Origin of the sequence: Antarctobacter aquimaris (genome assembly GCF_900184945.1) — a bacterium.
Classification (GTDB): Bacteria; Pseudomonadota; Alphaproteobacteria; order Rhodobacterales; family Rhodobacteraceae; genus Maliponia; species Maliponia aquimaris.
Map to the genome: position 1 here is coordinate 187,617 of NZ_FXYF01000008.1, position 26,096 is coordinate 213,712.

A 26,096-nucleotide genomic window follows, 5' to 3' on the forward strand; every position below is an offset into this window, starting at 1 on the left:
GCGAATGATCGGGGCAGATGTATCCGCGCCGCCCGCCGGTGTCCACAGGTCCGCACCATCGCAAGGGCCAGAAGGCACGGCAATTTCCGCCGCCCGGCCCCGGATGCAGAAAGGGCGCCCGTGGGGCGCCCCGTGTCCGTGCCGTGAGGCGCGGCTCAGTCTTCGCTGACGACCGGGTCGTTCTCGTCGTAGGGCATGTCGAATTCCAGCCCGTGGGCGGCGCGGATCTTGTCCTCGATCTCGAGCGCGACGCGGGTGTTCTCGCGCAGGTAGGTCTTGGCGTTCTCGCGCCCCTGGCCGATCCGCTCGTCGCCGTAGCTGAACCAGGCGCCGGACTTGTCGACCACACCGGCCTTGACGCCCAGGTCGAGCAGTTCGCCCATCTTGGAAATGCCCTCGCCGTACATGATGTCGAATTCGACCTGCTTGAATGGCGGCGCCACCTTGTTCTTGACCACCTTGACGCGGGTGGCGTTTCCGACCACCTCGTCGCGGTCCTTGATCGCGCCGATGCGGCGGATGTCGAGCCGGACAGAGCTGTAGAATTTCAGCGCGTTGCCGCCTGTCGTCGTCTCGGGCGAGCCGAACATGACGCCGATCTTCATCCGGATCTGGTTGATGAAGATCACCATGCAATTGGATCGGCTGATCGAGCCGGTCAGCTTGCGCATGGCCTGACTCATCAGGCGGGCATGCACGCCGACGCTGCTGTCGCCCATGTCGCCCTCGAGTTCCGACTTGGGGGTCAGCGCGGCCACGGAGTCCACGACCACCATGCTGACCGCACCGGAGCGCACCAGCGTGTCGGTGATTTCGAGCGCCTGTTCACCGGTGTCGGGCTGCGAGATCAGCAGTTCGTCGAGATTGACGCCCAGTTTGCGCGCGTATTGCGGGTCCAGCGCGTGTTCGGCGTCGACAAAGGCGCAGACGCCGCCCTTTTTCTGCTCTTCGGCGATGCAGTGCAGGGTCAGCGTGGTCTTGCCCGACGATTCGGGCCCGTAGATCTCGATGATCCGCCCTTTCGGCAGACCGCCGATCCCCAGTGCGATGTCGAGGCCCAGAGAGCCGGTCGAGGTTGACTCGATGTCCTTGATCGGGTTGTCACCGCCAAGCTTCATGATCGAGCCCTTGCCGAACTGCCGTTCGATCTGGGCCAGCGCGCTGTCGAGCGCCTTTTGTTTCTCGGCCTTGCGCTTGTCGTCCATGCTCAGAAGGTCTGCCGTTGCCATGCGTTCGTGTCCTTATTCCATATGCCGGGGGGCGCGGCAATCGCTGCTTTTGTTCACCTCTTGTTCCGAACTGTATCGGATCAAACCGTGAACAATTCAAGTCAAATCTTTCCCTTCCCACTCTGCCGAAGGATGGTTAAGGCAAGGTTACCAAAACCGGGGGCAAGGAATGTTGGTGTTCTGGAAAGCGCGGCTGGTCATGCTCGCGGTGCCCAAGACGGGCACCTCGGCCTATGCGCGGGCGCTGGCGCCCTTCGCTTCGATGGTGGTGTCCGATCCGCCGGAACTGAAACACGCGCCGGTCTACCGCTACAACCGTTTCTTTCGCCCGATGTTCGACAAGATGGGCGGCGAGATGGAGTTGCTGGCGGTGATCCGGGAACCCGTCGACTGGCTGGGATCCTGGTATCGCTACCGCCAGCGCGATTTCCTGGACGGCAAGCCCACATCGACCCGCGATATGAGCTTCGACGATTTCTGCATGGCCTATGCGCAGGAGGACCGGCCGCCCTTTGCCAATGTCGGCAGCCAGGCGAAATTCGTCGAGCCGCGGCCGAACGGGACCGCAGTGAGCCATCTGTTCCGTTACGAGAACCAGTCCGGGCTGATCGGCTTTCTCGAAGACCGGCTCCAGGTGCGCATCGACCTGCCGCGCGAAAACGTCTCGCCCAGTGCGCAGACCACCCTGTCCGCCTCCACGCTGGCGCGGCTGCACGAGACCTGCGCCGAGGATTTCGAGGTCTGGGAGCGCGCGCGCTGAGTCAGGTCAGCTGGCGGTGCACGGTTTCGGTCAGGTCCGAGAGCGAGAACGGCTTGGGCAGGAAGACCGAGTTCGGGATCACTTCGCTGCCCTCGCCAAAGGCATCCTCGGCATAGCCCGAGACAAAGACGACGCGGGTGTCGGGGCGGGTTTCGCGTGCCTTGCGCACCCAGGTCGGACCGTCCATGCCGGGCATCACCACGTCCGTGACGAAGACATCCACCGCCAGGTCCTCGTCCTCGAGCGTGCGCAACGCGTCCTCGGCGGTCTCTGCCTCGATCACGGTGTAGCCGCGCAGACGCAGTGCGCGGGCGGCAAAGGCTCGCACGGGGGCTTCGTCCTCGACCAGCAGGACCACGCCGGAGCCCTGTTCGGGCAGTTTCTGCTCGACCGGCTTCGGCGCGGGCCGGGCTTCGACCTGCACCGTCTCGTAGGCCGGGAACAGCAGCGTGAAACAGGTGCCCTGCCCCACGACGCTGTCGACAAAGATGTAGCCGCCGGTCTGCTTGACGATGCCGTAGACGGTGGACAGGCCAAGCCCGGTGCCTTCGCCCGTGCGCTTGGTGGTGAAGAACGGCTCGAAGACCTTTTGCAGCTTGTCCTGCGGGATGCCGATGCCCTCGTCGGTGACCCGAACCGAAACATAAGTTCCCGGCGCCACGACCGCGCGGTCGCGCGACATCGGTTCGGCAAGAACGCGGCGCTCGGTCTCGACGACGATCTCGCCGCCTTCGGGCATGGCGTCGCGGGCGTTCACCACCAGGTTCATCATCACCTGTTCCAGTTGCCGGCGATCGCCCCGCACGGGCGGCAACTGCGGATCGTGGCGCAGGGTCAGCCGGACCTTTTCCCCCACGAGCCGGTTCAGCAGGTGGGCGAGGTCCGACAGGGTGTCGCGCAAATCCATGATCTCGGGCTGCATGGTCTGCTTGCGCGAGAAGGCCAGCAACTGGCCGACCAGCGCCGCCGCGCGGTTGGCGTTCTGGTTGATCTGCACCAGGTCGCCATAGTCCGGGTCGCCCTGGTCGTGTCGCAGGAGCAGAAGGTCACAGTGCCCGGAAATGGCGGTCAACAGGTTGTTGAAGTCATGCGCGACGCCGCCAGCCAGCTGGCCGATGGCCTGCATCTTCTGGCTCTGGACGAACTGCGCCTCGAGCGTCTTGAGCTCGGTCGCATCGTTCAGCACGGCGATCAGAGCGGTCTCGCCCTCGTCGATCACCCGGTTCAGCGTGACCTGGACAAAGACCTCGCGGTCGGCGCGGGTGAGCCGCAGAAACTCCGAGCGATGCAGGCCGCGCCCGTCCGCCGCCTCTTGCAGCCAGTCGCGGATCGCGCGCCCGAGGCCTTCCATGTGCTCGGCGATGTGGCCCGGGTCGCCCTGGCCGAGATTCAGCAAGCGCCGCGCCTCGGGGTTGGCGCGCTGCACCTGCCCGTCGGGCGCGACCTTGAGCAGCGGCACCGGCAGGCCGTCGAAGCTGCCCATGATGTCGCGCCGGCCGCTGTCCTCGGCGATCGGGGACAGGACCAGTTCCAGCCGCCCGCCGCCGATGTCGGCGCTGTTCACCAGAACACTCTGCCCGGCGTGCGCGCCTTTCAGGTAATGCACGCCGCCTGGTCGCAACGGCAGGTCGGCAAAGATGTCGTCCAGCCGCTTGACCCGTTGGCCGACCAGGTCGCGCGCCACCGGGTTCATGTAGAGCACCGCGCCGTTCCGCCCCAGCGAGATCACCGCGAGATCGGCGCGCGAGCGCCCGCCCGCACGCTGGGATTCGTTCTCCAGCCGCCAGAGCATCAGGTCGGACCGGAAGCTGCGCACGTAGATCCGGTAGCCCTCGGAATGGCTTGTGACGTCCTCGACGGCGGCACCGTCACGCAGCGCCTTTTGCTGAAGCCGGTACACGATGCCTTCGGAACTGGCGAAGACTTCACGCAGTAGGGCGGGAAGCTGCGGTTCGGTGGCGGATGGGAAACGGTCACGCGCGGCGCCGTTTTCGCGCAGGACCTGCCCTTCGCCATCGGTCAGGAAGCAATACGCAGGCTCGCTCTCGATGAAATCCGCCAGCTGTTCGATCCGCCGCCTGTGCCGCCCGCCGGTCACCCGGTCCAGCACCAGCCAGAGCAGAGCGAGACAGCCAAAGGCGCCGGTCGCCGCCAGCGCAACCACCTCGACAGAACGGATATCGGACAGTTGCGCGATCAGCAGGGACAGGGTGGCCAGCACGAACAGCGCCGCCGCACCGTAAACCGGTGTCATGGCATGGGCGCGCCTGTTCGCACTGTTGACAGTTGCCTGCACTCAGTCCCCCGGCTGTTCGATTCGCATCCCGACATAATGGCCGCCCAGGGTGTTAAAACTGCGTTAACCGTTTGGGACTTCCGAAAGAGCCATGCCAAATCATTGCACGCCAAGAGCGAATTCAACAACCCATAATTGCAGCGAAAAACCCGTCGCCCCCTTCGGCGGGCAGGAATTGACGTTGCGACAGGACCCGCCATTGCGGCCGACGCCTGACAAAACCCGCGATCTGCGCGGCGTTCTCTCCTTGCAGAACGGAACAGGTGGCGTAGGCCAGCGTGCCGCCCGGCGCCACGAGGGCCGCGGCGTCGTCGAGGATCCGCGCCTGGAGCGCCTGCACCTCGGCGAGGCGCGCCTCGGTCAGCCGCCATTTGCCCTCCGGGGCGCGCCGCCAGGCCCCGCTGCCCGAACAGGGCACGTCACACAGGACGAGCTCATAGGGACCGCGTGGGGAAGACAGCGTGCGGATCGCGGCCCCGGCCCGCGCCGCGCGTGCCGTCAGATCCGCCATTCGTTTGGGCGCGGCGTCATGCGCATCGACCCGGCCCGTTCCCATCCGCGCCGCCATGGCAAGCGCCTTGCCGCCGCCGCCGGCGCAATAGTCGAGCACGCGCAGCCCGGACGACAGCGGCAGCATGTCCACCACGGCCTGGCTGGCGGCGTCCTGCAAGTCCACCAGCCCCTCCGCGTAGGCCGCGCTGCGCGCGATGGCGCGGGCACCGCCGGTCACCCGCAGCGCGGTCGGCGACAGCGGGTGCGGCTCGGTCTCGATGCCCTCGTCGGCCAGCCGCGCTCGCGCCTCGGCCAGCGTCGCCTTCAGCGTGTTGACCCGCAGGAACACGTCCGCGCGTGCACGCAGCGCCAGCGCGGTGGCTTCGGCCGCCGGACCCAGGCTGTCGCGGAACTGCGCCGCCAGCCAGTCCGGCAGGTCCCAGGCCTCGGCGCCCTCGGAGGCATGGCCGGCCGCCTGCTCGGCCTCGGTCAGCGAGGCCGGGCCGTGCCCCTCGCCCGAGAACAGCGCCGCGGTGTCCTGGCCCTGCAACCGGAGCAGGCCCAGCATCCGCGCCCGCCCGCTCTCTCCGCCACCCATGGCCGCCGCGCTGCGCCAGCATCGCAGCGCATCGAACACGTGATCGCGGACCGCGGCGCGGTCCTTGGACCCGGCATAGCGGGCGGTCCTGCCCCAGGTCGTCAGCAGCTGTTCGGCCGGATGCCCCGCGGCGATGCCGTCGAGGATCCGGATGGCGGCCTCTACGCGGGCGGCTGGGGTCATGGGTGTCACTCCGGTCTGAAGGCTTGTCCTGCGGTCGGCTCTGACTAGCGCAGGCGGGCGACCTTGGCGAGGCCCGCACAGGGCATGGCAGAGCGGCACGGTTGCGGCTAGTCTGGCGCCGGACATCAAGGGAGGAGCCCCGCATGGGCATCGAGATCGACTGCATTCTGGACAGCCGCAGCGTCGTCGGCGAAGGGATCGTCTGGGACGTGGAGACGCAGCGGCTGTGGTGGGTCGATATTCCGCCCGGCCTTGTCCATTGCACCGATCCCGCGACCGGGCTGACCCAGACGCGCGGGATGGGCGAACCCGTGGGCTGCCTGGCGCTGCGCGCGGGGGGCGGACTGGTGCTGGCGACGAAGTCGGGCTTCAAGCTGCTGGATTGGGAAAGCGGCGCGGTGACCCCGATCACGGACCCGGAAGCGCACCTGCCGCACAACCGCTTCAACGACGGCAACACCGATCCCGCGGGGCGGTTCTGGGCCGGCTCCATGCGCGACCCGCGCGACCTGACGCAGCCGCCGACGGGCACCTTCTACCGGCTGGATCCCGACCATTCGGTCACACCCGGGCCAACCGAGCTCTACACTGCCAACGGGCTGGCCTTCTCGCCCGACGGAAGCCGCATGTATTACTCGGACAGCGCGCCGAACGTGCGCACGATCTGGGTCTGCGACTACGACCTGGAAACCGGGACGCCCGGCGCGCCGCGGGTCCTCTTCGACACCCGCGCGGTGACGGGTCGGCCGGATGGCGGCACGGTGGATGCCGACGGGTGCTACTGGATGGCCGGGGTCTCGGGCTGGCAGCTCTATCGGATCACGCCGGAGGGCAAGCTCGACCGGACGATCGACCTGCCGATCGAGAAACCCTCGCGCCCGATGTTCGGCGGTCCGAACCTGGACGTGCTCTACCTGACCAGCATCGGCGGCGAGGACATCGCCGAGCCGAAACGCCAGCCACGGGCGGGTGGCCTGTTCGCGCTCACGGGCCTTGGGGTGCAGGGCGTTCCGCAGGCACGGTTCAAGGGTTAATGGCCAAATGACTCGGCGGGGCGCTCTCCGCTCTTGCCGGAGGGGCCACACCGGGGCGGCCGCCACAGGCGGCGCGGTGGAACGCCCGAAGGTCCTGTCAGGACCGTCGGTATGGGAGCAAAGCGGCTTCGAAGCCACTTTTCTGCGCATTCGTCAGGGTTGAGCACACACGCCCGGCGGCGCGCAGACGCATGCGGTGCCGGCCCGGCGGCATGAAGACCACATCGGCCAAGAGCGCCAAAGCGGCTTCGAAGCCGCTTTTACCGCCCCTGCCGCCGCATCGCGCGGTCTTCGCGCCGCGCCAGTCCACCGCCTCGCAGACAGATACCACACGCGGCCGACCGGCGGACCATCCCCGTCACCCGATCCGGTAGTTCGGGCTTTCGCGGGTGATCTGCACGTCGTGCACGTGGCTTTCCTTGAGCCCCGCGCCGGTGATCTTCACGAATTGGCAGTTGCGCCGCATCTCTTCGACCGTGGCGTTGCCGGTATAGCCCATCGCCGCGCGCAATCCGCCCACCAGCTGGTGGATCACCGCGCCCGCCGACCCCTTGTAGGGCACCTGCCCCTCGATGCCTTCCGGCACCAGCTTGTCACTGGCGGCGTCCTTCTGAAAATAGCGGTCGGCCGAGCCGCGCGCCATGGCGCCGATCGAGCCCATGCCGCGGTAGGCCTTGAAGCTGCGGCCCTGGTACAGGATCACCTCGCCCGGGCTTTCGTCGGTCCCGGCAATCATGCTGCCCACCATCGCGCAGGAAGCGCCGGCCGCGATCGCCTTGGCGAAATCGCCCGAGAACTTGATGCCGCCATCGGCGATCACCGGCACGTCACCGGCGGCCTGCGCGCAATCCATGATCGCGGTCAGCTGCGGCACGCCGACGCCCGCCACCATCCGCGTCGTGCAGATCGAGCCCGGCCCGATCCCCACCTTGACCGCGTCGGCACCGGCATCGATCAGCGCGCGCGTCGCCTCGGCGGTGGCAACGTTGCCGGCGATCACCTGCACCTCGTTCGACAGCAGCTTGGCCTGCTCGACAGCCTTCAGCACCCCGGCGGAATGGCCATGCGCGGTGTCGATCACCAGGATGTCGACCTGCGCGTCCACCAGCGCCTCGGACCGCTCGCGCCCGGCATCACCCACGCCGGTCGCCGCGGCTACGCGCAGGCGGCCCAGCCCGTCCTTGCAGGCGGTCGGGTTCAGCACGGCCTGCTCGGTGTCCTTCAGCGTCAGGAGACCGGTCAGCTTGCCCTTGCTGTCGGTCACCAGCAGCTTTTCGATGCGCCGTTTCTTCATCAGGTCGATCGCTTCGTCGCGGTCGGCCGGTTCGGTCAGGATGGCCAGGTTGTCGCGGGTCATCATGGCGTGGACGGGCGTCGCGTCGTGCTGGGCAAAGCGCATGTCGCGGTTGGTCACGATGCCCACCACGCGGTGCTGTTCGTCGACCACCGGAAAGCCGGTGAACCCATACCGCTCGGTCAGCATCCGCGCGTCGCCCAGGGTCTGGTCGGGGCGCAGGGTGACCGGGTTGTAGACGATGCCGGATTCGAACCGCTTCACCCGCCGCACCTCGCGCGCCTGCTCATCGACGGTCAGGTTCTTGTGAATCACGCCTATCCCGCCGGCCTGGGCCATGGTGATGGCCATGCGGCTCTCGGTCACCGTGTCCATGGCGCTGGACAGAAGCGGGATGTTCAGGGCGATGGACCGTGTCACCCAGGTCCGCGTGTCCACCGTAGACGGCAGCACACTGGAGGCCGCGGGAACGAGCAGGACGTCATCGAAGGTCAGAGCCTCGCGAATCTCCATGAGGGGTACTCCTTTGGAGGGGATCGGTTGGCGGCTCCCTATTGCACGGTCGGCTGGGAAAGGAAAGGGCGGGTGGACAGTCGAAGGCGGCGCAGGCGCGCCATGCGAAGTGCATTGCCAGACTCGCAGGCCGGGCGCATGGTTGGCCGGACTGCCTGTCCGGCGCGCCGCGCCGCCGCAGCGGCCGATGTCCTTGATGGAGTTGAAGGCCGTGCAAACGGATCGTCTTTGCGTGATCCCGGGGCGTGTGTGGCGGACCTGCACGAAGCATTCCGGCGTCTCTCTTGGGATCTCCTCCGGGCGACAGGGTGCCAAAGCGCCTGCGCCTGGCAACCCGCTGACAGCCTGGGTCTTGCTTTCACACTACGTGACACCTGCCCAGCCACTGGCGGCACAGTTATGAGCACCGCGGTGCAGGAGCATTATGGCTCGGCCGACATCGTCGCGCGCATCCTGTCCGCGATCCCCTGGGCTCCGGAAACGGGCAATCCGCTCACACCGGACATGCTGTACCGTTTTGATCAGCTTCACGGCCGCGAACTGCACGCGACGCGGGACCATGCTGCCCGCCTGTCACCCAAACCCGGCGCGCATGTCCTGGACATCGGGTCCGGCATCGGCGGTCCGGCGCGCTACCTCGCAGCCACATGCGGCTGCCGGGTAATGGGGATCGACCTGACCCTCGCCTTTGTCGACACCGCGCGTGACTTGACCGCGCTCTGCGGGTTGGGCGCTATGGTCGACTTTGTGCAGGGCGATGCGGCGCACCTGCCGATGGCCGATGCCGGTTTTGACCATGCCCTGTGCTTCTATGTCGGCATGAACCTGCCCGACTCGTCCGCCGTGCTGGCCGAGTGCCTGCGCGTGCTGAAACCGGGCGGGCGGCTGGTCTGGACCGAGGTCACCACGGGAACCGGCGCGCCGCATTACCCGCTGCCCTGGGCCCGCACGGCCGAGGCCAGCTTTCTGGACAGCCACGCGGTCCTGCTCGACCGCTTTGCCCGCGCCGGTTTCGACGTCGTCGATGCCGTGGACGAAACGCAGGCGCACCTCGACCTGGCGCGGCAGCTCGGCGCCTCGGGACAGGTGCCGGACCCCGCGCAGACACAGTGCAACGCGGTGGTACTGGGTGCCGACTTCATGGAACGGCGTGCGAACTACACGCGCAGCCTGTCCGAAGGACGCATCGCAAGCACCTGTATCGAGGCGAGAAAACCGCTCTGACCGACCCACCTCAGACACGCGAAAGGCCCCCGAACCAGGGGCCTTTCCCGGCGCAGATCGCCCTGCGCCTACTTCTTGTCGGCTTTCTGCACCGACTCGCCGATCGACTGCACCGACCAGGCAAAATCCACGTCCAGCGCGGTGTCGAACACCCAGTGGTCGCGCGGCACGTAGAAGTTGGCCGCGTAGCCCGACCCGCGTCCGCCCCAGGCAGCGAGGCCATGGCAGGTCATGCAGTTGGTCTGAATGCCGAGGTCCGTGGTTGTGGTGGTCCAGCCGCCCTTGCCGTCCGGCGTCTGCACCGTCTCCTGGAAGGAAAAGACCCCGGTGCCGAACCCCGACTCGAGGTAGGGGTTGAAGGCGGTGACCAGCGCGCCGACGTTCTTTCCGCCCACCAGCGGCTGCGCCGGAACGAGCATGGAATAGGCCGGCGCCATGGCGTAATGCATGGCCTGCGGTGTCAGCGTGTCGGGCCGCGCGGCGGCAATGTCGGCGCTGGACGGCGTGTTGGGCCGCGCCGCGTCCGCCTGCCACCAGAAGGTCTGCCAGGTCCATTGCGTGATCTCGCGCGAGGTGACGTGCATCGCCACCAGCAGCGCCAGCGCGGGACCGTCCCCGCCCAGCGTGGTCTCATCCCCCGTCGTGGTGTTGACGAAGGTCGCGTTGGCGGCCTTCAGATCGACGGCGATGAAATCGTCCACCGAATAGATGCTGTCCGCCGAAGGGCTGGCGCAGTTCACGTCCGCCCCGGTCGAGGTGGTCGGCCCCTTGAGGTCGAGGTCGACATAGACGCATTGCTGCCAGAGATCCTCGGGGTAGCCGCCCTGCTTCATGTCAGGCGTCCAGTTGGTGGTGTCCGGGATCCCCGGCCAGGCGGTGAAGGCGTAGAGCCTGCGCTTGGTCCCGTCGGCATCGGTCCAGTTGGTGATGCGGTCGTCGGTCACCAGCTTGTAGACCGGTTTCACATTCACCGAATTGTCGGGAAAGCGCACCTTGTCGCCCTTGGCCAGCAGCTCGTCCAGCACCTCGGGGCGGCCGATGCCGTTGTCCAGCAGGTACTGCGCCGAAGCCGGGCTGTAGGCGACGTTTTCCAGCACGTCGGTATTGACGATGATCCCGGCGGCGTTGGCGACAGGTTCCGTTCCGTCCTTCTTTTCGGCGGCCTGGTTGGCCAGGAATCCGTCCACCAGCCCGTGCTTGAACATCTGGTTGGACTCGCCCAGTTGCAGGTTTTCCCCAGGCTCCTTGCCGGTGAAGACGGCGATGACGTCCGCCTTGGTCAGCCAGGTCTGGTAGGTCAGCCGGGCATAGGGGCCGGAGCCGTCGACGGGATGGGTCAACCCGGCCCATATCCCCCAGCCATGCGCATGGATCGCGGCGCTGTCCTGTGGTTCGGCATAGATCCAGGCGTCGATCTCGGTCTCCGAGGTCGGGAACCGCACCCCCGGGGCGGGTTCGGCCGGCATGTCCGTGCCGTAATCCTGCGCCACCGCCGCCAGGGGCAGCCCTCCCGCAAGGCAGACGCCGACAATCCAGTTCCAGTGTTCGCGCATGACATGGTCCTCCCAACAACCACTAGCTGAATCAATTGACTTTACGTTAGTCATGAATTACGCGAGCCCAAAGGCATTAGTTCAACCCTGACGATAAAATCGTGCTTGACAGCGCCTGCCCCTTGTTGCCGCCGCGCACCCGGTTAGGCTGTCGCTCACGCAAGGAGAGCCCGATGAGTCACAGCTACACGACCGGACGCCTGAACCTGCCCTTCACCGGCATCTGCACCTTTGCCAAGGCCCCGCATCAACCCGACTGGTCGGTCCTCGAGGCCGACGCCGCCATCCTCGGCGCGCCGTTCGACGCCGGCACGCAATGGCGGGCGGGCGCGCGGTTCGGGCCGCGCGGGGTGCGCGAGGCCTCGACCCTGTTCAGCTTTGGCCACGCCGGGGCCTATGACCACGAGGACGACGCCATCTACCTCGAAGGCGTACGGCTGGTGGACATGGGCGATGCCGACATCGTGCATACCGACACGATCCAGAGCCACGCCAACATCCGCGCGGGTGTCGAGGCGGCCCTGGCGGCGGGCGCCCTGCCCGTCACCATCGGCGGCGACCATTCGATCAACATCCCCTGCATCGAGGCCTACGAGGGCCGCGCGCCCTTCCACATCCTTCAGATCGACGCCCATCTCGACTTTGTCGACGAACGCCACGGCGTGACGCGCGGCCACGGCAACCCGATGCGCCGCGCCGCCGAAAAGCCCTGGGTCACCGGGCTGACCCAGGTCGGCATCCGCAACGTGTCCTCGACCGCACGCGAAGGTTACGAGGACGCCCGCGCCCGCGGCTCGGACATCCTGTCGGTCCGCCAGATGCGCAAACTGGGGGCAGAGGCCACCGCCGCCCGCCTGCCCGCGGGCGCGCCGGTTTACATCACCATCGACATCGACGCCTTCTGCCCCTCCATCGCACCCGGAACCGGCACACCCAGCCACGGCGGCTTTCTCTACTACGAGGTCCTTGAACTGCTCCAGCAGGTCGTCCGCGACCATCCGGTGGTGGGCATCGACCTGGTCGAGGTGGCGCCCGACTACGACCCGTCGGGCAGCACGTCGATTCTTGCCGCGCAGTTGCTGATGAACCTGCTGGGCTTCATCTTTCACGCGCGAGGCGCCCATTCCTGAGGCACCCGGAAAGGCAAGCGACGCCGCCTGAGCCGATTTCCGCGCCTCGGGCGGCGCCTTGGCCTGTGCTCTTGCGCCGAGGCCTGATACATGGCTTGCCGTCCCCGCACCGTCACGCTTCTGTGGTCGGGAGCACACGAGACCGAAGACAGGACCCACCCATGACCGCCCCCCTTGCCGGATATGTGATCCTCGACCTGACCCATGTCCTTGCCGGGCCGTTCTGCACGCTCACGCTGGCGGACATGGGGGCGCAGGTGATCAAGGTCGAACAACCCAGGACCGGCGACGATACCCGCACCTTTCCGCCCTTCAAGGACGGCAAGTCGGCCTATTTCGCCGCCATCAACCACGGCAAGAAGAGCATCGCGCTGAACCTCAAGGCCGACGCCGACCGGGCGATCTTTGAACGGTTGCTGGCCCGCGCCGACGTGGTTGTCGAGAACTACCGCCCCGGGGTGATGGAACGGCTGGGCTACGGCTGGGACGATCTGCATGCCGCCTTTCCGCGCCTGGTTTACGGCGCGGTCTCGGGCTTTGGCCATACCGGACCGGACGCCAAGCGCCCGGCCTACGACATGGTGGTGCAGGCGCGCGGCGGCGTGATGTCGATCACCGGCGAAAAGGACCGCGACCCGGTGCGCGTCGGCGCGTCGATCGGCGACATCGTGGCCGGCATGTACCTGACACAGGGCATCCTCGCGGCGCTGCTGGACCGCGATCGGTCCGGCGTGGGACGCAAGATCGACGTCGCGATGCTCGATTCGCAACTCGCCATCCTCGAACACGCCGTCGCGCTGACCACGGTGACCGGCAAGGCGCCGGGCCCCTCGGGCGCGCGGCACCCGTCGATCACCCCGTTCGAGACCTTCCACGCCTCGGACGGGCTGTTCGTGATCGCCGCCGGCAACGACCGGCTGTTCGAAAAGCTCTGCATCGCGCTGAACCTGCCGATCTCGGACGACCCGCGCTTCACGACCAACCCCGAACGCTGCAAGCACGCGCGCCTGCTGAAACGGCTGATCGAGGCAGTGACGCTGGAAAACACCCGCGCCTACTGGATTTCGCGGCTGACCGCGGCCGGCATCCCCACCGGTCCGATTCAGGACGTGGCGCAGGTGCTGAAGGATCCGCAGATTCTGGCGCGCAACATGGTTGTTGACGTTCTCGACAAGAACGGGCGGCAGGCGTTCAAGGCGGCGGGCAACCCGATCAAGATGACCGACGCCCCCGACCCCACCACCCGCGGCCCGGCGCCCGATCTGGATGGCAACCGGGGCGAGATCCTGCGTTGGCTCGACGGCCGCTGACCCGGACCGAGCGACGCGCGACGCAAATTCCACACATGGAATTTGCAAAAGTTTTCCGAAAAACTTTTGCCCGCGCGGGGGCCAGGGCGGCAGTCCCGGAAATGCCGCCTTCGCACCCGGTCATGTCGCTGGAAAAGCTTTCCCTCGCCAGTTCCGGCGCTATGGTCCGCGGCACGGCAGACAAAGGCGGACCCAATGGCGCAAGACCCCCTCGTGATCTTCACTCCCTCCGGCAAGCGGGGCCGCTTTCCCGTCGGGACCCCGGTGCTGACCGCCGCCCGGCAGCTGGGCGTCGATCTCGATTCCGTCTGCGGCGGGCGCGGCATCTGCTCCAAGTGTCAGATCACGCCCGCCTACGGTGATTTCCCCAAGCATGGCGTCAGCGTCGCCGAGGATGCCCTGTCCGACTGGAACGACGTCGAGGCCCGCTATGACCGTGTGCGCGGCCTGAAGTCGGGTCGCCGCCTGGGATGCCAGGCGAGCGTGTTGCGCGACGTGGTGATCGACGTGCCGGCGGAAAGCCAGGTGCACCGCCAGGTGGTGCGCAAGGCCGCCACCGCCCGGGTCATCGAGATGGATCCCGCCACCCGCCTCTACTACATCGAAGTCGAAGAGCCGGACATGCACGAGCCGACCGGCGACCTCGAACGGGTCAAGCGCGCGCTGAAGGCGCAATGGGATATCCCGGAGATATCCACAGAGTTCTCCACACTCGCCGGATTGCAGCCGGTTCTGCGCAAGGGCGGCTGGAAGATCACCGTTGCCCTGCACAAATCCGATCATGCGGCAGTGCCGCGCCTGATCTCCGCCTGGCCCGGCCTGCACGAGGGCGGTCTCTTTGGCCTGGCCATCGACCTCGGCTCGACCACCATCGCGGCGCATCTGACCAACCTCGAGACCGGCGAGGTCAAGGCCTCTTCCGGCATCATGAACCCGCAGATACGCTTCGGCGAGGACCTGATGAGCCGGGTGTCCTACGCCATGATGAACCCGGGCGGCGACGTCGAGATGACGCGCGTGGTGCGCGAGGCGATCGACACGCTGGCCTCCGAACTGGCGAAGGAGGCCGGGATCGCGCCCTCGCTGATCCTCGAGACGGTGTTTGTCTGCAACCCGGTCATGCACCACCTGCTGCTGGGCATCGACCCGGTGGAACTGGGCCAGGCGCCCTTTGCGCTGGCCACCTCGAACGCGCTGTCGCTGACGGCGCGTGACCTCGACCTGACGACCCTGCCCGCCTCGGCGCAGATCTACGTCCTGCCCTGCATCGCGGGCCACGTCGGCGCCGACGCTGCCGCCGTCGCCCTGTCCGAAGAACCGGGCAAATCCAATGACCTGGTGCTCATTGTTGATGTAGGAACCAACGCCGAGATCCTGCTGGGTGACAAGACCCGCGTGCTGGCCTGCTCCTCGCCCACCGGGCCGGCCTTTGAAGGCGCGCAGATCAGTTCCGGCCAGCGCGCCGCCCCCGGCGCCATCGACGCAATCCGCATCGACCCCGAGACCAAGGAGCCGCGCTTTCGCGTCATCGGCTGCGACAAGTGGTCGGATGAGGACGGCTTCTGGGAGGAAACTGCGGCCACCGGGATCACCGGCATCTGCGGCTCGGGCATCATCGAGGCGGTGGCGGAACTGCGCACCGCGGGCCTGCTGGATCCCTCGGGCTTGATCGGCGGCCCGGCACAGACTGGGACCGAACGCTGTTTCCCCGAGGGGCGCACGCACAGCTACCTGATCCACGACGCCACCGAAGACGGCGGCCCGCGAATCACCGTGACCCAGGGTGACATACGGGCCATTCAGCTGGCCAAGTCGGCGCTCTACGCCGGCGCGCGGCTGCTGATGGACACGCGCGGCGTGGACACGGTGGACCGCGTGGTGCTGGCGGGGGCTTTCGGCGCGCATATCTCGCCGAAACACGCCATGGTGCTGGGGATGATTCCGGACGTGCCGCTGGACAAGGTGACCTCGGCCGGCAACGCGGCGGGCACCGGCGCGCGGATCGCGCTGTGCAACCTGGCCGCACGGCGCGAGATCGAGCGCGTGGTCAAGGAGATCACCAAGGTCGAGACCGCGATCGAGCCGAGGTTCCAGGAGCACTTTGTCAACGCCAACGCGATCCCGCACGCCACGGACCCGTTCCCGGAGTTGAAGAAGATCGTGACGCTGCCGAACGTGAGCTTCAACACCAGCGGCGATGATCGCGGGGGACGGCGGCGCCGGCGAAGCTGACCCGGTTTCGCCGCGCCCTGCGCGGCGACCGGCCGGGGGCGCTGCCCCCGGACCCCCGGGATATTTCACGACCAAAGATGCAGGGGTGGCGGCCCGGATCGCGGCAGGTCTGCCTGAGGGTCAGAGCAGGCCGCGCCGCGCGAGGTTGGCCATCAGCGCGCTGGTGCCAAAGGTCCAGGGCGGGCATTCGGTGGACAGGCGCACGATGTTGCGCAAGGCCCCCAGCGCGGGTTCGGAGATGGTCACCACATCCCCCAACTTGTGCGTGAAGCCACCCCCGGGCGTGTCGCGGTCCTGCGTGGGGGCGAACAGCGTGCCCAGCATCAGGAAGAACCCATCCGGGTACTGGTGGTGCGCGCCGCAGGTCTGGGCCACCAGGTCTTCGGGGTCGCGGCTGATCTGGGACATGCTGCTGCGGCCGGTCAGGACATAGCCGTCCTCGCCCGTCACCGTCAGTGTCAGTTCGGCCTGCCGCACGTCGTCAAGGCTGTAGCTGTCGTCGAACAGCCGCAGCATGGGGCCGACGGCGCAGGAGGCGTTGTTGTCCTTGGCCTTGCCCAGCAGCAGGGCCGAGCGCCCTTCGACGTCGCGCAGGTTCACGTCGTTGCCCAGGGTCGCGCCGCGGATGCGGCCGTGGCTGTCGCAGGCCAGCACGATCTCGGGCTCGGGGTTGTTCCAGGTGGAGATCGGGTGCAGGCCGACCGCCGCGCCGAAGCCCACCGCTGCCATCGGCTGCGCCTTGGAAAACACCTCGGCATAGGGGCCGATGCCCACCTCGAGGTACTGCGACCAGACGCCATCGGCGATCAGCACCTCCTTGAGCGCCAGCGCCTTGTCCGATCCCGGCTGGACCGCGCGCAGGCTGTCGCCGAGGATCTCGGTGCAGCGCTGGCGGATGCCCTCGGCCTTGGCCGGATCGCCCTTGGCCTGTTCCTCGATCACCCGCTCCAGCATGGAGGACACGAAGGTTACGCCGCAGGCCTTGACCGGTTGCAGGTCGCAGGGGGCCAGCAGGCGGGTGCCCTGTGCGGCTTCGGTGGAGGCCGCGGCCAGCGCCTCGAGCGGCCCCAGGCTTTCGCCCGGCGCCTCGCGGGCGTAGGCGGCGGGGTCGTCGAGGTCCAGCAGCGCCTGCATCGTGGGCACGCGGCTGCCGGTGATGTCCACCGCCTCGGCGCCGCGCCGGACGATCACCGAAGGGCCGTCCCGGTCAGCGCGCCAGGCGCGGCCGACAAAGGTGCCCGTTTCGGGCAGATCGAGTGTCAAGGTCAGGTCCTCCCCCCTGTGGTTCCCGCCCGAGCCTTAGCGCAAGGCCGCGACCCTGGGAAGGCATCGGGACGGGGGCGGTCCGCGCAATCATCTTGACGGCGCGCCGGGCCTCGGCTACCGATGCGGTCTGCCGCGGGTATGATGTAGTGGCAGCCTGTCAGCTTCCCAAGCTGAACGTGCGGGTTCGATTCCCGCTACCCGCTCCAGAGTTTTCCCTCTCAGACCGTCGTCCCGAGGCGCGCCTTCAGGTGCGCAACATTGGACCTGAGGTCTGCCGATACCGCCCCCTCTCGCGGAGCGTCCAGCAGCGTGGTCAACATCGTCTTTTGCGGGTGACCCTTTCGGTGCCAGGACAGGCCGCGCAACACCGCCTCTGCCTCGGGCGGCAGGTCGTCCGGCGCGTCCTGCCCGGCGATCGCGCCCCAGACGGCGGTCCAGCAGCGCGCCACGCTCCACGGGTTGTAGCCGCCGCCGCCCGCGACGATCATCCGGGGCGCCAGCGGGCGCAGGGCGCGGACCGCCGCGACATGGCAACGGTTCGACAGCGACAGCCGCGCCAGCGGGTCCTCCAGCAGCGCATCGGCGCCGCATTGCAGGTAGATCGCATCTGGGCGAAAGCCCGCCACGGCGGGCAGGATCACCTCGTTCAGTACCAAGGCAAACTCGGTATCGTTGAAGCCGCGCGCAACCGGCAGGTTGAAGGCCGCGCCGCCCGCGTCGTCCTCCAGCGCGCCGGTGAACGGCCAGCGCCGCGCCTCGTGGACAGAGACCAGGCGCACCCGTTCGCTGCCTTGGAAGGCCAGCTCGACCCCGTCACCGTGGTGCGCGTCGATGTCGACATAGGCGACCCGGCTTAGCCCCATCTCCAGCAGGCGGCGGATCGTCAGCACCGGCTCGTTCAGGTAGCAGAAACCGGCGGCACGATCCGCCAGCCCGTGGTGCTGGCCGCCGCCGGGGTTGTGCACCACGCCGCCCCGCGCCACCAGCTCCGCCGCCAGCAGGCCGCCCCCGGCCGCCGTGGCGGGACGGCGGTACATCTCGGCGAAGACCGGGTTCGACAAGGTGCCCAGGCCGTGGCGCGCACGTACCTCGCCCGGTACCGTTTGCGCCGCCTCCGCCGCCTGCAACGCGGCGATGTAGTCCGGCGTGTGAAAGCCCGTCAGCGCCCCCGGCTTGGCCCGCGGCGAACTGCGGTAGCGGGTGGGCGGCAGCCATCCCAGGGCGCGGGCAAGGTCGATCACCGCCGGGACCCGCTGGATCGACAAGGGGTGGCGGGCGCCGTAGACCGAACCGCGATAGATGGGGGAGCCGATGAAAAGAGGGCTGGACATGCGCCCAGAGGTAGAGCCTTTTGCAAGGGAAGGTAAACAATTCCGGGGCGTGCGCCGTGACGCGCGCCAGATCTGACCCCGCATGATGCCCCTGCCCCCGTTCCGCCAGGTCTGGCAGACCGCCCTGATGCTGGTCTTTGGCGCGCTTGGCGGCCTGGCCGCCAGTTACCTGCACCTGCCGATGCCCTGGATGCTGGGCGGACTGGTTTCTTCGGCGGTGATGGTGCTGGGCTGGACGCCGCCGTTCCTGCGCGACTACGGATTTCCGATGCCCTTCCGCACCGCCTTTGTCGCGCTGATCGGCGTGATGATCGGCACGCAGGTCACCGCCGAACTGCTGTCGCTGGCGGGAGATCTGGTCTGGACCATGGCCGGACTGATGGTCTTCATCGTGCTCGCCCATGCCGGCAACGTGCTGATCTTTCGCCGCATCGGCGGCTATGACCGCGCCACCGCCTTCTATTCCGGCACGCCGGGCGGGCTGATGGAAAGCATCGTGATGGGCGAAGGCGCCGGCGCCGACGCCCGCATCCTGACCGCGCAGCAGTTTCTGCGGATCATCGTGGTGATCACCCTGCTGCCGCTGGGCCTGTCATTGTGGCTGGGCGAGCCGGTGGGCAGTGCGGCGGGGCTGAGTGCTGCCTCGGACAAGGGGCCGGTGACGCCGCTGACGCTGGTGCTGATCTGCGTGGCGGCGGGGCTGGGGCTGTGGGGCGGGCGGATCGGGCGGCTGCCGGCGGCGCAGCTGAGCGGGCCGATGATCCTGGCCGCGCTGGCCACCGTCACCGGCGTTCTGGACCTGCACCTGCCGGTCTGGCTGATCGCCGCGGCGCAACTGGTGATCGGGGTCAGCCTGGGGATGCGCTTCAAGGGCGCGAACCTGGCGCTGCTGCGGCGCTGCCTGTCGCTGTCGCTGATCTCGGTCGGCTACATGCTGGTGCTGGGGGCGGCGATGTCGCTGGCGCTGCACCAGATCACCGGCATCCAGTGGCTGCACCTCTTCATCAGCTTCGCCCCCGGCGGCGTGGCCGAGATGTCGGTGGTGGCGCTGAGCCTCGCGGCGAACCCGGCGCTGGTCAGCCTGCACCACGTGGCGCGCATCCTGATGACGGTGTTGGAGCTGGGCGTGGCGGCGCGGCTGATGGGGCTGCGGCGGTCCTAGGCGTCTTCGGCCTTTTCCATCAGCAGCAGCCATTCCTCTTCGGCCGCGGACAGCGCGGACTGGCGTTCGACCAGCGCCTCGGTCGCCTTGCGGAACTTCAGCGGCTCCTTGGTGAACAGATCCGGCGCGGAGAGGTACTCTTCCAGCTTGGCGATCTCGGCGGTCAGCCGGTCGATCTGCCCGGGCAGTTCCTCGAGCCGGTACCTTTCGGTGAAACTGAGGCGCGGGGCGGATTTGGCGGCGGGTGTGGCGGTGGCCTGGGCGGTGGACGCGGGTTTGGCCTTCTTCTCCGGCTGTACGCCTTCGGCCTCGCGCTTTTGCGCCTGCGTATCGGACCAGCCCCCGGCATAGACCACCGCCCGGCCGCCACCCGGCATGTCGACGGTTGTGGTGGCGACGCGGTCGAGAAAGTCGCGGTCGTGCGAGATCAGCAGAACGGTGCCGTCGTAATCGTCGAGGATTTCCTGCAACAGGTCCAGCGTCTCGACGTCGAGATCGTTGGTCGGTTCGTCCAGCACCAGAAGGTTCGATTCGCGCGCCATCAGCCGCGCCAGCAGCAGCCGCGCCTTTTCCCCACCTGACAGGGACCGCACGGGTGCACGCGCCTGCCTTTCGTCAAACAGGAAATCCTTGAGGTAGCCGACGACGTGGCGCGGGGCGCCGCGCACCATGACCTGGTCGGACTGGCCGGACACCCGCATGTCGCTGTCGCTGGTCAGGCTGTCCCAGAGCGTGGCATCGGGGTCCAGTTGCGCGCGGGTCTGGTCGAACACCGCCGGGACAAGGTTGGTGCCCAGTTTCACGCTGCCGCTGTCAGGCGCGATCTCGCCCATCAGGATGCGGATCAGCGTCGTCTTGCCCACGCCATTCGGGCCGACAAAGGCCACGCGCTCGCCGCGCTGCACGGTCAGGCTGAAATTGCTCACGATGGGCTTGTCGCCAAAGGCATGGGTCATGCCCTGCGCCTCGATCACCTTCTTGCCGGACTTCGGACCGGAGGCGAGGTCCATGGCGGCAGTGCCCTGGCGGCGGATCTGCGCGGCGCGGTCCTTGCGCATGTCCTGCAGCGCGCGCAGGCGTCCCTGGTTGCGCTTGCGCCGGGCGCTGATGCCCTCGACGGCCCAGCGGCCCTCGGACTTGATACGGCGGTCCAGCTTGTGGCGCTGCATGTCCTCGTCGTCCCAGGTCTTGTCGCGCCAGGCCTCGAACGCCGTAAAGCCCTGTTCCAGGCGGCGCACCTCGCCCCGGTCGATCCAGAGCGTGGCGCGCGACAGTTCGGTGAGAAAACGGCGGTCGTGCGAGATCAGGACAAAGGCCTTGCGGGTGGTGCGCAATTCCTCCTCCAGCCAGCCGATGGCCTCGATGTCGAGGTGGTTGGTCGGTTCGTCCAGCAGCATGAGGTCGGGCGCCTCGGCCATCAGCTTGGCCAGCGCCGCGCGGCGCCGCTCGCCGCCGGAGGCGGTGGCCACCGGGCGCGCCGGGTCAAACTTCAGCCCTTCGGAGGCGCGCTCTACCAGGTACATCTCGGCGTCACTCAGCCCGGAGGTGGCGAAGTCGCCCAGCGTGGCAAAGCCCGCCAGGTCCGGCTCCTGCTCCATGTAACCGACCGAGATGCCGGTGGGCACCACGCGGTCGCCCCGGTCCGGCTCGACCAGGCCGGCCATGACCTTCATCAGCGTCGACTTGCCCGAGCCGTTGCGGCCCACCAGCGCCACGCGGTCGCCCGGCTGGACGGTCAGCGACAGGGCGTCGAACACGGGGTTTCCGCCGAAGGTCAGCGAAATGTCGGTCAGTTGGAGAAGGGGTGCAGCAGCCATGCCCGCCAGCTATGGGAGCGCGCGGGCGCCGTCAAGCGCGGGCAAATTTCACCCCTGAAATTTGCAAATTCCGTGAGCGGAATTTGCCCGCCAGGCGCGGCCGCTACACCTGGCCTGCCACGGCGCGCAGCAGTTTCTTGCGCGCCGGGGGAATCGCCGCGATCTCGACCCCGGTGAACACGTGCATCGTGTTCATCTGCCGGTCCACCACCGCGTGGTCGCTGACCCAACCGCCCATCATCAGGTAGGTCCGCAGCAGCGGCGGCATCCGGCGCATCGCCTCGCGCGCGTCCGGCGTGCGCCGCAGCCGCTGGGCATAGCGGAACACGTTGGGCGCCTTGACCCGGGGCAGCCAGCGGTGCGGCGCGATGTGGCGCGCCTTGAGGATGGCGAAGGCATCGTAGTAGGCCCGCGCATCGGTGCCGGCAAAGCTGGCGCAGCCGAACAGAAGTTCGACCCCCTGCGCGTCCACGTAGGCCGTCATCGCCCCCCAGGCGACGCGCAGCACATCGGGGTCGGCGAGGTCGGGATCGATGCAGAAGCGGCCCAGTTCGACCATCGGCCCTTCGAACGCCTCCAAGGCGGTCAGCTCGTAGTACTGCGCCGAATAGCTGCGGCCGATCTCGCAACCGCTGGCCAGCGGCAGAAAGCGGAAACAGCACACCAGCGCGCCCGAGCGGACATCCTCCACCAGCACGTGATCGCAGATCGCGTCAAAGGCATCCACGTCCGCCACCTGCCGCCCCTGGAAGGCCCGCCCGCGCAGGTGTTGCGCGGCGGCGATGTCCCGCGCCCCCTCGGCCAGGCGCGCGCGGTAGCGCCCGCGGCTCAACTGGATCATCCCGCGTCCTCCTGCCCCCGCCGCGACTCACCCCGCGCGCCTGCGCGGGGCTTGTTCGCCCGGCGTGACGGTCTCATGACGCGCGCCCCGGGCAAAGGTGCCGGACCGGGCGTCAGTTGCCGATCAGCTGCGAGGCGTTGATCCCGCCGATGTTGCCAAAGAGCTTGCGGATGAAGCCGATGTCGCCATCCGAGGTCTGGGTCACGCGGCGGTTCAGCGTGATGACCCTTCCGTCCTGCAACCCGTAGGTGGCGACGTTGTCGACCACGCCCGCCTGATCGAAGGTGATGGCGACGACGGTCCGGTCGATCACCTTGGGCCGCTGGTAGGCAAAGCTGCGCACCTCGGATTCGATGTAGTAGAACCCCGAGTCGTTCAGCACCCCCGAGGCCGCCGGCACACCGATCAGGTCCTCGACCGAGGCCTTGGTGTCGACGCCGGGAACGATCTGCTGCAGGTCCGACTCGGACGGCATGTAACCATGCACCCGGTACTGCGCCGTACAGGCACCCAGCACCGCGAGCATCAGCCCGAGGGCCATCGCCCTTACCAAACCCGAAAACCTGATCATGTCATGCCCCTCTTGCCATGGGCCGGTCCGCCACCTATCCCGCTTACAGAACCATAGCACCCCGTTCAAGCACAGGAAAAGCCGATCCGATGTCCACACCGCCCGCCGAAGGCCCTCTGACCGCTTCCCGCCTGCGCTGGTCCAGCCTGCGCCAGGGCGGCCCCACGCGGTTCCGGCTGGAGCCTGACGCGGCCGGACGGGCGGCGCTGGCGCGCGAGCTGGGCGCCGAAAGCCTGCGCAAGCTGCGATTCGACGGCGTGCTGCTGCCGCGCGGCAAGGCCGGCTGGCGGCTGGAGGCCAGGCTGGGCGCGACGGCCGTGCAGGCCTGTATCGTCACGCTGGAACCGGTCACCACCCGGATCGACACCGAGGTCGTGCGCGAATTCGTGCCGAGCGACCGGATGGAGCCGCCCGAGCCCGGCTCGGAAATCGAGATGCCGGAAAACGACACCGTCGACCCGATGGGCGACGAGGTGGACCTGGCCGAGGTCATGGCCGAGGCGCTGGCGCTGGAGCTGCCGGCCTATCCGCGCAAGGACGGGGCCGAACTGGGATCGGCGCAGTTTGCCGAGGACGGCACCGCCCCGATCACCGATGAAGAGGTCAAGCCGTTTGCGGGGCTTGCGGCGCTGAAACAAAAAATGCAGGACGGGGGCGAGGACGACTGAGAATCCGCTTGCCAAACCCACGGCCATGCGTATTTTCGCGCCCTCATGAGTATGACAGGCGAAGGTCGGTCCCGCCCAGCGGCGGATCCGGTGCGCGCCTTCCGAAACACGGGCAGCATCCCTGCCCCACAGGCAAGATGAGGTTGTGACATGGCTGTCCAACAGAACAAGGTTTCCAAGTCGCGTCGCAACAACCGTCGTGCGCACGACGCCCTGGTTGCTGCGAACCCGAACGAATGCGACAACTGCGGCGAACTCAAGCGCCCGCACCATGTCTGCCCGTCCTGCGGCCACTACGCGGAGCGTGAAATCGTCGCGATGACCGACGACGTGGATCTGGACGAAGACGCCGCCTGATAACCCTGCCGGGACGTCCTCCCATGGCTTCTCTCAAGGAAACCCCCGGCGCAGGCACGTCCCGCATCGTGATTTCGGTCGACGCCATGGGCGGCGACAGGGGGCCGGCGACGGTTGTCGCCGGCATCTGGTATTCCGCGCGCAAGAATCCCGAACTCGACTTCATCCTGCACGGCCCTCAAGACGAACTGGAAAAGCTCGTTTCCCGGCGCAAGGGCCTGTCGGACCGCTGCACGATCCGCGATGCCCAGGGCGTCGTGACCATGAACGACAAGCCCAGCCAGGTCATGCGCCACGGCAAGGGCACCTCGATGTGGTCGGCGCTCGAATCGGTGCGCGAGGGTGAGGCCACGGTGGCCGTCAGCTGCGGCAACACCGGCGCGCTGATGGCGCTGTCGATGATCCGCCTGCGCCGCCTGCCCGGCGTCAACCGTCCCGCCATCGCCATCCTGTGGCCCTCGCGCAACCCGCAGGGGTTCAACGTCATGCTCGACGTGGGCGCGGACATCAAGGCCGATGCCCAGGACCTGCTGCAATACGCCCTGATGGGCGCCGCCTATGCCCGCAACGGGCTGGCGCTGGAGCGCCCCCGTGTCGGCCTGCTGAACGTCGGCACCGAAGAGCACAAGGGACGCGCCGAGCTCAAGGAAGCGCACGACCTGATCGCCAGCCGGGAAGTGGCCGGCAAGTACCAGTTCGTCGGCTTCGTCGAAGGCGGCGACATCCCCGGTGACACCTGCGACGTGATCGTCACCGACGGCTTTACCGGCAACGTCGCGCTCAAGACCGGCGAAGGCACCGCCAAGCTGATCGGCGACCTGCTGCGCGAGGCCTTTGCCTATTCGCCACTGTCGCGCATCGCCTCGCTGCTGGCGCTGACCTCGCTGAGCCGCCTGAAAAAACGCATCGACCCGCGCCGCGTGAATGGCGGCGTGTTCCTCGGACTGAACGGCACGGTGGTCAAATCGCACGGCTCTGCCGACGCCACGGGTGTCTCGGCCGCCGTCAAGCTGGCCTTCGAACTGGCGCGGTCCGGCTTTGGCGACCGGCTGGCGGCACGGGTTGCCTCTGCCGCCGAGGGGGCGCAGGATGGCGCCGCACAAAAGGACCTCAATCAGCCATGACCACACGCGCCGCCGTGATCGGTGTCGGGCATTACCTGCCCGAACGCATCGTCGAAAACGCCGAATTCGAAAAGACGCTGGACACGACGGACGAGTGGATCAAGTCGCGCTCGGGCATCGAACGGCGGCATTTCGCGGCCGAGGGGCAGACCACCTCCGACCTGGCCACCCGCGCCGCCCGTGCCGCGCTGTCGGATGCGGGACTGGCGGTCGATGACCTCGACGCGATCATCGTTGCCACCTCGACCGCGGACCTGACCTTTCCTTCCGCCGCGACGATGGTGCAGGCGGAACTGGGCATGATGCACGGCTTTGCCTTCGACGTGCAGGCGGTCTGCGCCGGGTTCATCTATGCTCTGACCACCGCCAACGCGCTGATCACGGCCGGGCAGGCCCGCCGCGTCATGGTGATCGGCGCAGAGACCTTTTCGCGCATCATGGATTGGACGGACCGGGGCACCTGCGTGCTGTTCGGCGACGGCGCCGGCGCGCTGATCCTCGGCGCGCAGGAGGGTGACGGCACCAATGCCGACCGCGGCATCCTGGCCACCGATCTCAACAGCGACGGGCGCTACCGCGACATCCTCTACGTCGACGGCGGCATCAGCACCCAGACCACCGGGTTCCTGCGCATGCAGGGCAAGGAGGTCTTTCGCCACGCCGTGGAAAAGCTGGCCGCCACCGCCACCACCGCGCTGGAAAAGGCCGGCATGACACCCGAACAGATCGACTGGGTGGTGCCGCACCAGGCCAACATCCGCATCATCGCAGGCACCGCGAAAAAGCTGGGCCTGCCGATGGAACGCGTCATCGTGACCGTCCAGGACCACGGCAACACCTCGGCGGCGTCGATTCCCCTGGCGCTGTCGGTCGGCAAGGCGCGCGGCCAGATCAAGCCGGGCGATGTCATCGTCACCGAGGCGATCGGCGGCGGCCTGGCCTGGGGCGCGGTGGTCCTGCGCTGGTAAACGGGCCGACTGTGGCGGGAAATCCCCGTCACTGTCGGCCTGTTGCACAAACAGCCTTTGACGATCTGCAAAATGCGGCCTGCAAGTCATTGATATTGACTTGTGATTTTTCCTCGCGATAATCCCACCAAATTCAGCGGGAG

The 26,096-nt window shown here is 67.8% G+C and carries 21 protein-coding genes and 1 tRNA gene; 12 read left to right on the forward strand and 10 right to left on the reverse strand.

Going from position 1 to position 26,096, the window contains the following annotated elements:
* Positions 1–155: 155 nt before the first annotated feature.
* On the reverse strand, positions 156–1,229 hold the full coding sequence (gene recA, locus MAA8898_RS15590) for a recombinase RecA (protein ID WP_094021954.1): 1,074 nt from the start codon (positions 1,227–1,229) through the stop codon (positions 156–158).
* 169 nt (positions 1,230–1,398) lie between these two features.
* Between recA and MAA8898_RS15595 the strand changes: the two genes are divergently transcribed.
* Positions 1,399–1,989, forward strand: a complete 591-nt coding sequence (locus tag MAA8898_RS15595) for a gamma-glutamyl kinase (protein ID WP_094021955.1) — start codon at positions 1,399–1,401, stop codon at positions 1,987–1,989.
* 1 nt (position 1,990) lies between these two features.
* Here MAA8898_RS15595 and MAA8898_RS15600 read toward each other — a convergent pair whose 3' ends face one another.
* A complete protein-coding gene (locus tag MAA8898_RS15600) occupies positions 1,991–4,243 on the reverse strand; it encodes an ATP-binding protein (protein ID WP_094021956.1) in 2,253 nt (750 codons plus the stop codon).
* A gap of 163 nt (positions 4,244–4,406) precedes the next feature.
* A complete protein-coding gene (locus MAA8898_RS15605; protein WP_094021957.1) occupies positions 4,407–5,558 on the reverse strand; it encodes an RsmB/NOP family class I SAM-dependent RNA methyltransferase in 1,152 nt (383 codons plus the stop codon).
* Positions 5,559–5,701: 143 nt separating this feature from the next.
* Here MAA8898_RS15605 and MAA8898_RS15610 point away from each other — a divergent pair, with 143 nt between their 5' ends.
* A complete protein-coding gene (locus MAA8898_RS15610; protein WP_094021958.1) occupies positions 5,702–6,592 on the forward strand; it encodes an SMP-30/gluconolactonase/LRE family protein in 891 nt (296 codons plus the stop codon).
* A gap of 358 nt (positions 6,593–6,950) precedes the next feature.
* Here the strand turns inward: MAA8898_RS15610 and guaB are convergent, their stop codons facing one another.
* The gene (gene guaB, locus MAA8898_RS15615; RefSeq protein WP_094021959.1) at positions 6,951–8,399 is read right to left on the reverse strand and encodes an IMP dehydrogenase; all 1,449 of its coding nucleotides are present in this window, start codon (positions 8,397–8,399) and stop codon (positions 6,951–6,953) included.
* Between the two features lie 399 nt (positions 8,400–8,798).
* Here guaB and MAA8898_RS15620 point away from each other — a divergent pair, with 399 nt between their 5' ends.
* A complete protein-coding gene (locus tag MAA8898_RS15620; protein ID WP_094021960.1) occupies positions 8,799–9,623 on the forward strand; it encodes a class I SAM-dependent methyltransferase in 825 nt (274 codons plus the stop codon).
* A 68-nt stretch (positions 9,624–9,691) separates the two neighbouring features.
* Here the strand turns inward: MAA8898_RS15620 and MAA8898_RS15625 are convergent, their stop codons facing one another.
* Positions 9,692–11,176: a hypothetical protein gene (locus MAA8898_RS15625; RefSeq protein WP_094021961.1), complete on the reverse strand. Its 1,485-nt coding sequence runs from the start codon at positions 11,174–11,176 to the stop codon at positions 9,692–9,694.
* Between the two features lie 173 nt (positions 11,177–11,349).
* Here MAA8898_RS15625 and speB point away from each other — a divergent pair, with 173 nt between their 5' ends.
* From speB to MAA8898_RS15640, 3 genes are all read left to right on the forward strand, one after another.
* A complete protein-coding gene (speB, locus tag MAA8898_RS15630; protein WP_094021962.1) occupies positions 11,350–12,306 on the forward strand; it encodes an agmatinase in 957 nt (318 codons plus the stop codon).
* Between the two features lie 161 nt (positions 12,307–12,467).
* Positions 12,468–13,616: a CaiB/BaiF CoA transferase family protein gene (locus MAA8898_RS15635; RefSeq protein WP_094021963.1), complete on the forward strand. Its 1,149-nt coding sequence runs from the start codon at positions 12,468–12,470 to the stop codon at positions 13,614–13,616.
* 195 nt (positions 13,617–13,811) lie between these two features.
* Positions 13,812–15,848, forward strand: coding sequence for an ASKHA domain-containing protein (locus MAA8898_RS15640; RefSeq protein WP_094021964.1), 2,037 nt, complete (start codon positions 13,812–13,814; stop codon positions 15,846–15,848).
* Between the two features lie 120 nt (positions 15,849–15,968).
* Here the strand turns inward: MAA8898_RS15640 and MAA8898_RS15645 are convergent, their stop codons facing one another.
* Positions 15,969–17,117: a fumarylacetoacetate hydrolase family protein gene (locus MAA8898_RS15645; protein ID WP_094021965.1), complete on the reverse strand. Its 1,149-nt coding sequence runs from the start codon at positions 17,115–17,117 to the stop codon at positions 15,969–15,971.
* Positions 17,118–17,246: 129 nt separating this feature from the next.
* Between MAA8898_RS15645 and MAA8898_RS15650 the strand changes: the two genes are divergently transcribed.
* Positions 17,247–17,320, forward strand: a tRNA-Gly gene (locus MAA8898_RS15650).
* A gap of 12 nt (positions 17,321–17,332) precedes the next feature.
* On the opposite strand, the gene MAA8898_RS15655 is transcribed toward MAA8898_RS15650, so the two are convergent.
* Positions 17,333–18,445 (reverse strand): acetoin utilization protein AcuC, encoded by a 1,113-nt coding sequence (locus tag MAA8898_RS15655; protein WP_094021966.1) that lies wholly within the window; start codon positions 18,443–18,445, stop codon positions 17,333–17,335.
* Between the two features lie 82 nt (positions 18,446–18,527).
* On the opposite strand from MAA8898_RS15655, the gene MAA8898_RS15660 reads away from it, so the two are divergent.
* Positions 18,528–19,607, forward strand: coding sequence for an AbrB family transcriptional regulator (locus MAA8898_RS15660; RefSeq protein WP_094021967.1), 1,080 nt, complete (start codon positions 18,528–18,530; stop codon positions 19,605–19,607).
* Here MAA8898_RS15660 and MAA8898_RS15665 read toward each other — a convergent pair.
* The 3 genes from MAA8898_RS15665 to MAA8898_RS15675 all read right to left on the reverse strand — a co-directional run bounded on the left by MAA8898_RS15665 (position 19,604) and on the right by MAA8898_RS15675 (position 22,836).
* Positions 19,604–21,424, reverse strand: coding sequence for an ABC-F family ATP-binding cassette domain-containing protein (locus tag MAA8898_RS15665; protein ID WP_094021968.1), 1,821 nt, complete (start codon positions 21,422–21,424; stop codon positions 19,604–19,606). The genes MAA8898_RS15660 and MAA8898_RS15665 overlap by 4 nt on opposite strands.
* 103 nt (positions 21,425–21,527) lie before the next feature.
* Positions 21,528–22,265 carry a GNAT family N-acetyltransferase gene (locus tag MAA8898_RS15670; protein WP_094021969.1) on the reverse strand — a complete coding sequence of 246 codons (738 nt, stop codon included), beginning with the start codon at positions 22,263–22,265 and terminating at the stop codon, positions 21,528–21,530.
* A 112-nt stretch (positions 22,266–22,377) separates the two neighbouring features.
* The gene (locus tag MAA8898_RS15675) at positions 22,378–22,836 is read right to left on the reverse strand and encodes an outer membrane protein assembly factor BamE (protein ID WP_245853434.1); all 459 of its coding nucleotides are present in this window, start codon (positions 22,834–22,836) and stop codon (positions 22,378–22,380) included.
* An 89-nt stretch (positions 22,837–22,925) separates the two neighbouring features.
* On the opposite strand from MAA8898_RS15675, the gene MAA8898_RS15680 reads away from it, so the two are divergent.
* From MAA8898_RS15680 to MAA8898_RS15695, 4 genes are all read left to right on the forward strand, one after another.
* Entirely contained in the window at positions 22,926–23,504 is a 579-nt protein-coding gene (locus MAA8898_RS15680; protein WP_094021970.1) for a YceD family protein, read from the forward strand.
* 150 nt (positions 23,505–23,654) lie between these two features.
* The gene (gene rpmF, locus MAA8898_RS15685; RefSeq protein WP_094021971.1) at positions 23,655–23,861 is read left to right on the forward strand and encodes a 50S ribosomal protein L32; all 207 of its coding nucleotides are present in this window, start codon (positions 23,655–23,657) and stop codon (positions 23,859–23,861) included.
* A gap of 23 nt (positions 23,862–23,884) precedes the next feature.
* Positions 23,885–24,985, forward strand: a complete 1,101-nt coding sequence (plsX, locus tag MAA8898_RS15690; protein ID WP_094021972.1) for a phosphate acyltransferase PlsX — start codon at positions 23,885–23,887, stop codon at positions 24,983–24,985.
* Entirely contained in the window at positions 24,982–25,953 is a 972-nt protein-coding gene (locus MAA8898_RS15695) for a beta-ketoacyl-ACP synthase III (RefSeq protein ID WP_094021973.1), read from the forward strand. Before plsX ends, MAA8898_RS15695 begins: the two co-directional genes overlap by 4 nt.
* Positions 25,954–26,096 lie beyond the last annotated feature (143 nt).

What these genes read in the sequence shown, in the direction of transcription:
- MAA8898_RS15640 (WP_094021964.1), top strand. Translation starts at nt 13,812, where the DNA reads ATGGCGCAAGACCCCCTCGTGATCTTCACTCCCTCCGGCAAGCGGGGC.
- rpmF (WP_094021971.1), top strand. Translation starts at nt 23,655, where the DNA reads ATGGCTGTCCAACAGAACAAGGTTTCCAAGTCGCGTCGCAACAACCGT.
- speB (WP_094021962.1), top strand. Translation starts at nt 11,350, where the DNA reads ATGAGTCACAGCTACACGACCGGACGCCTGAACCTGCCCTTCACCGGC.
- MAA8898_RS15660 (WP_094021967.1), top strand. Translation starts at nt 18,528, where the DNA reads ATGATGCCCCTGCCCCCGTTCCGCCAGGTCTGGCAGACCGCCCTGATG.
- recA (WP_094021954.1), bottom strand. Translation starts at nt 1,229, where the DNA reads ATGGCAACGGCAGACCTTCTGAGCATGGACGACAAGCGCAAGGCCGAG.
- MAA8898_RS15610 (WP_094021958.1), top strand. Translation starts at nt 5,702, where the DNA reads ATGGGCATCGAGATCGACTGCATTCTGGACAGCCGCAGCGTCGTCGGC.
- MAA8898_RS15695 (WP_094021973.1), top strand. Translation starts at nt 24,982, where the DNA reads ATGACCACACGCGCCGCCGTGATCGGTGTCGGGCATTACCTGCCCGAA.
- MAA8898_RS15600 (WP_094021956.1), bottom strand. Translation starts at nt 4,243, where the DNA reads ATGACACCGGTTTACGGTGCGGCGGCGCTGTTCGTGCTGGCCACCCTG.
- MAA8898_RS15625 (WP_094021961.1), bottom strand. Translation starts at nt 11,176, where the DNA reads ATGCGCGAACACTGGAACTGGATTGTCGGCGTCTGCCTTGCGGGAGGG.
- guaB (WP_094021959.1), bottom strand. Translation starts at nt 8,399, where the DNA reads ATGGAGATTCGCGAGGCTCTGACCTTCGATGACGTCCTGCTCGTTCCC.
- MAA8898_RS15655 (WP_094021966.1), bottom strand. Translation starts at nt 18,445, where the DNA reads ATGTCCAGCCCTCTTTTCATCGGCTCCCCCATCTATCGCGGTTCGGTC.
- MAA8898_RS15665 (WP_094021968.1), bottom strand. Translation starts at nt 21,424, where the DNA reads ATGGCTGCTGCACCCCTTCTCCAACTGACCGACATTTCGCTGACCTTC.
- MAA8898_RS15670 (WP_094021969.1), bottom strand. Translation starts at nt 22,265, where the DNA reads ATGATCCAGTTGAGCCGCGGGCGCTACCGCGCGCGCCTGGCCGAGGGG.
- MAA8898_RS15620 (WP_094021960.1), top strand. Translation starts at nt 8,799, where the DNA reads ATGAGCACCGCGGTGCAGGAGCATTATGGCTCGGCCGACATCGTCGCG.
- MAA8898_RS15680 (WP_094021970.1), top strand. Translation starts at nt 22,926, where the DNA reads ATGTCCACACCGCCCGCCGAAGGCCCTCTGACCGCTTCCCGCCTGCGC.
- MAA8898_RS15675 (WP_245853434.1), bottom strand. Translation starts at nt 22,836, where the DNA reads ATGATCAGGTTTTCGGGTTTGGTAAGGGCGATGGCCCTCGGGCTGATG.
- plsX (WP_094021972.1), top strand. Translation starts at nt 23,885, where the DNA reads ATGGCTTCTCTCAAGGAAACCCCCGGCGCAGGCACGTCCCGCATCGTG.
- MAA8898_RS15595 (WP_094021955.1), top strand. Translation starts at nt 1,399, where the DNA reads ATGTTGGTGTTCTGGAAAGCGCGGCTGGTCATGCTCGCGGTGCCCAAG.
- MAA8898_RS15635 (WP_094021963.1), top strand. Translation starts at nt 12,468, where the DNA reads ATGACCGCCCCCCTTGCCGGATATGTGATCCTCGACCTGACCCATGTC.
- MAA8898_RS15605 (WP_094021957.1), bottom strand. Translation starts at nt 5,558, where the DNA reads ATGACCCCAGCCGCCCGCGTAGAGGCCGCCATCCGGATCCTCGACGGC.